This is a genomic window from Roseiarcus sp. (assembly GCF_052145395.1).
In the GTDB taxonomy this organism is placed as follows: domain Bacteria; phylum Pseudomonadota; class Alphaproteobacteria; order Rhizobiales; family Beijerinckiaceae; genus Roseiarcus.
In genome coordinates this window covers 1-4413 of the sequence record NZ_JBKQOT010000837.1, presented here as the reverse complement: position 1 = coordinate 4413, position 4413 = coordinate 1, and the positions used below count along the sequence as shown (strand labels likewise).

The 4413-nt window shown below is 64.9% G+C and carries 3 protein-coding genes; 1 reads left to right on the top strand and 2 read right to left on the bottom strand.

Annotation, left to right across the window (positions count from 1 at the left end; translation table 11 throughout):
* Positions 1-545: 545 nt before the first annotated feature.
* Positions 546-2600, bottom strand: a complete 2055-nt coding sequence (locus ACLP25_RS29145; protein WP_442472586.1) for a 3'-5' exonuclease — start codon at positions 2598-2600, stop codon at positions 546-548.
* Positions 2601-2613: 13 nt separating this feature from the next.
* Between ACLP25_RS29145 and ACLP25_RS29140 the strand changes: the two genes are divergently transcribed.
* Entirely contained in the window at positions 2614-2772 is a 159-nt protein-coding gene (locus ACLP25_RS29140) for a hypothetical protein (protein ID WP_442472585.1), read from the top strand.
* A 95-nt stretch (positions 2773-2867) separates the two neighbouring features.
* Here the strand turns inward: ACLP25_RS29140 and ACLP25_RS29135 are convergent, their stop codons facing one another.
* Positions 2868-4244: a DEAD/DEAH box helicase gene (locus ACLP25_RS29135; protein WP_442472584.1), complete on the bottom strand. Its 1377-nt coding sequence runs from the start codon at positions 4242-4244 to the stop codon at positions 2868-2870.
* Between the last annotated feature and the right edge of the window lie 169 nt (positions 4245-4413).

The following is a 4413-nucleotide window of genomic DNA, read 5'->3' as shown; positions in this document are numbered from 1 at the left end:
ATCGTGAGACTCGGCACGATGGTGCGGTGCATGAGCAATTAATTCGCGACAAGAGTCGCTCGTCTGTCTCAGGTTTGCTGGTAATTTGAGACGTTCTTACGCACAGGACACCAGGAATGATCCTGATAAAACAATAAGTTAATTCAACCTACATTCCGTGAGCGGGTCTATTGGTGGTTCAACCGCGCGCGCATCGCTCTGCCGGGCAACGGGATGGATGGTGCGCTGCAGCATCGCGATTGTCTCAAATAACGGGGTACGTCTCAAGTTAAGGGATCGGCTAACTTATTGAATCGCCAACAGCGGGAGTCTTACGGTTAACGACTGCCCGACATCGGCTTCCAGCGGTTCTTCTTCGTCTGGATGGTGGTCGTGCTGGCGATCGGGCTCTGGGTGACGACGCTTGCGTTCGCCGCGTGACGTAGGACGGCCAACCTCGCGACCGCCAAAGGGCCTGCGCACGACGCCCACGCGACATCGCCCGCACCGCCGACACGGCGGTCAGTAGAGCGGTCCACGCCTGGAAGTGACTTCCGTCCGTCGCGTCACTCAATGAACAAGACCTCGCCGCTGATCGGCAGGTGAAGGGCCATTCGAACTGGTTTGGCGAACGAGGTGGCCGCGCGGACCGCCTCACGGTAGGTTCTCATCTGCCCGGCATGCTTCTTCGCTTGTTCGAGCCACTGGGGCCGACCGCCAGGGAAACTCTTGTGGTCGATGAGGACGATTTCGCTGTCCGTCTCGACCACGACATCAAGCCTTCCCCTAAGCGTACGGTCGCCTATCCGTTGCAAAATCGGCGGCTCACGGCGCAAGGTCGATCCTGGCCAATTGCCCGCGACGAACTTACGGAAGCGATCGCCCATCGTGACGACGTCGCGCGGATCGAACCCTGAAACGCCCCAGGACTCCAACAGCCGAGCCGCCATTTGAATTCGTCCCTGTTCGGGCAAGGCGGGATCGTCGGCAGCGAGGAAGCGATGCAGCGCTTCGCCGACCACGTTCATGTCCGGCGAGCCGGAGATCGGAAGCCTGGCGCCGAGATCGGCTTCCGCGACGATCCTGGCATCCTCGGCGCCGCTCTCGGCGCTCGGACGGATGGCGAGCGGCAGGTAGGACCGCTGTTCCCCGCTCGCGGTTGTATAGGCGAGAGAGGGTTCCGGAGTCGGCGTGTCCGAAGCGGCGGCCAGTTCGAGAACCCGAACCGGATGGCCACGGCCGTTTACTGTCATCGAAGTTGCGCCGGCCGCGGGAACCTGCACGGCCGGCGAGCCGTCGTCGGCCCTAAGCTCCTCCAGCCAAGGCAGGCTCGGCTTCGCAACCGGAATGGCGAACGCCAGATAGTCCTTGGCTCGCGTGGCGCCGACGTAAAGGAGGCGCACCCTTTCGGCTCGTTCGATCCGCTCGGCCGACCTCCCTTCCGGGGAGGTCGTTCCGGCGGCGTCAAGGCCCACATTGTCCCTTTGCGCACCGAATGGCCACGGCCAGAATCGAACCCAGCGACCTTCGAGCGGGTTCCGCCAGTCGACCTGGTCCCAAGGCTTGTCGCTCATCACGTGCGCTCCGAAAGCGTTGGCCTTCGGCTCCTCGTCCAGGTCGGACAGCACGACGAAGGGCCATTCCAGGCCCTTTGACCCATGGTAGGTGTCGACGGTCACCGCGTCTTGGGCCCGGCTCTTCGGCTGCGCGCCCTCCTGCTCCGCCAGCCATACACACAGGTCGGACACTGTCGTCGGAGCGCGATCCCGGCGCCGCTCTTCCTGGTACTCGGCGACCAGTCCGCGAAGCTGTTCTAGATTGAGGAACCGCTGCTCCGCTCGTCCCCATCGGAGCATCGCCGAGGCGACGCCGCCCCTCGTAAGAACGGCGTCGAAGAATTCGAGGGGGGTCTTGTGGACTCCGGACGCGGAGACCTCGCGCAGGTCGCCGGCGATGGGAACGAGAGCGACCATGCCCTCCACCGAGTCCTCGCGGAGGCTCGCCTCGAACCAGGGAGGCTGTTCGGAGCCCTCGTGCAGCAGATGCGCCATCTCGGCCAGGGCGACCGTGTCACGGAGGTCAGCGCACCAGCGCAGGGCCGCGAACGCGAGCCGAGCTTCCGGCGTTCCGAACAGACCGGCGCGTTCGATCGCGACCTTGAGTCCCTGCCGCGCGATCGCGGCCGCCAAGGTCGCGCAGGCGTCGTTGCTCCGGCACAGCACTGCGATGTCACCCGGCGCGAGCGGGCGTGCGAATGCGCCGTCCGCGACCAGCCAGTCGGAGCCGGTTGCGACCGCCGCGGCGATACCGGTGGCGATCGCCTCCAGGCGCGACGCGATCGTCTTTCCGGACAGATGCCAGATGGCCAGCGGTGTCTGCTGGCCCGGCAGGTCGCTCCTGTCGGCACGGTCCGTTCTGGTGGCGGACGGCGGCAGTCCGGCGTTCTCGAACGTGCGCGCGAAGGCATCATTGAAGAAAGCGACGAGCCCTGGTCGGCTGCGGTAGTTCTTCGGGAGCGTGACGTCGTCCCCTCCGGTCGCGCGACGGACGTCCTGAGCGACGCGGGCCTTGGTCGAATTGCGGAGCGCCCCGGTGAATGGACTTGCCGAGCGCCTCGACATCGAGCGTAGGGCCATGGGGAAAATGATCGGTCTTTTGGAGCGCGGTGGATGCGTCAGGATTCAGCCGTCACCCGCTGACGGTCGAGGATCTGCCGGAACGGCCGCGCGGCGGCCGAGCCCGTGTCGACGGGCTGTTCGGTCGCCTTCAGGTGCGGCGCAACGGGGTCCGTAAAGGATGTTCGCTGCGGTCGTTGCGGGTCTCGCTGGGACGGTGCAAACGACTGGAGAGCGCAGGATACCGGTCCTGACGCGCGTCTTCGGCGGCGCCTAAAACGCCGGAGCCGCCGCGCGGAGCAGTGTGTCCAGATCGAGCCTGCCAAGCGAGGGGGCGGCGACGCCGTCGATCAAATCGGCGAACAGCGCTCTTTTCTCCTCGAGAATTGCCGCGATGCGCTCTTCGACGGTGTCCGCGCAGATATAGGCGGTCACCTCAACCGACCTCGTCTGGCCGATACGATGAACCCTGTCCTCGGCCTGGGTCTCGACTGCGGGGTTCCACCACCGGTCGAAATGGATCACGCGCGAGGCGGCGGTCAGGTTCAATCCCGTCCCGCCCGCGCGGAGGGAAAGAACCATCACGCGGCGCGTCTGATCGCGCTCGAAGGATTCGAGCGAAGCGCTCCGAGCAGGCTGGTCCATGCCGCCGGTGACGATCAGCGGCCGGAACGCCCGCAGTTCCCGTGCGAGCCGCAGCACGCCGAAAGGCTCCTCGACGAATTGCGAGAAGACGAGCGCCTTCGCGTTCGCGGCCGTCAACGCTTCCAGCCGAGGGCGCAGGTCGTCAAGCTTCGCCGAGTCTCCTGTTTCGGGACAAAAATTGCAAATCTGCTTGAGCCGCAGAATGAGCTCGAGCACATGCGATATGCGCAACTCCCGTCCCAGCGAGCGCAGCCAGACGGTTCCCTTCTCCTCCGCCTTTCGGTAGGCGGCGCGCTGCGTCACGGCAAGGTCGAGCGCAATGACCGAAGCGAATTTCGGCGGCAGATCCCCGAGAACCTCGGCGCGGCGGCGGCGCAGTTGCACCCGGCTCATCAGGCCCCGAAGTCCGACGCCCATGGCCTTGGGGTCGAACGCGCCCGGCGCGACGAAGTCGAGGACAGAGAGTAGATCCTCGAGACGATTCTCGAGCGGCGTTCCGGTCAACGCCCAGGACCGCGCTCGTTCGAGCGATTTAGCGGCAGCCGCGACGTCGGATTTCGCGTTCTTGATCCGTTGTGCCTCATCGATGACGACGACGTCCCACGGGCGGCCGGCGATTGCAGGCTCAGCGGCCAGATCGGCCCGGACGGACTCGAAACTCGACAAATGGAGCGCAGATTTCGCCCGCCAGGCGGCCTTCCTCTGGTCCCTCGAGCCCAGGGCGGTGGACACCGTGAGCTCAGGCGCCCAAATGCGGATCTGGCGCCGCCATTGCGCAATCAATCCGACGGGGCAGACGATCAGAACGCGTTCAATCTCTCGCCGGGCCGCGAGAATACGCAAGGCCGCGACCGCCTGGATCGTCTTGCCGAGACCCATTTCATCAGCCAGCAGCACCGACCGGTTGGTGAGCAGCCTTTCGATTCCTTCCGTTTGATACAAGAACAGCGGATAGGGCCAGTTCAGGCCGAACGCCTGGTTCGACGCTTCGCCGGCCGCCGCCACCCCGAGACCTATTCTTCGTCGCCGTCAGCGGCGGGTGCGATATGTTGCAGTTCGGGGTTCTCGGTATAGTCGGTCTGAATCGTCTGGGCCTCGATCGTCGCGCGTTCGCCGTAGAGGCGCTCGATATCCCACTCGGTGATCCAGGACTTGATGTACTGACGCATCGACT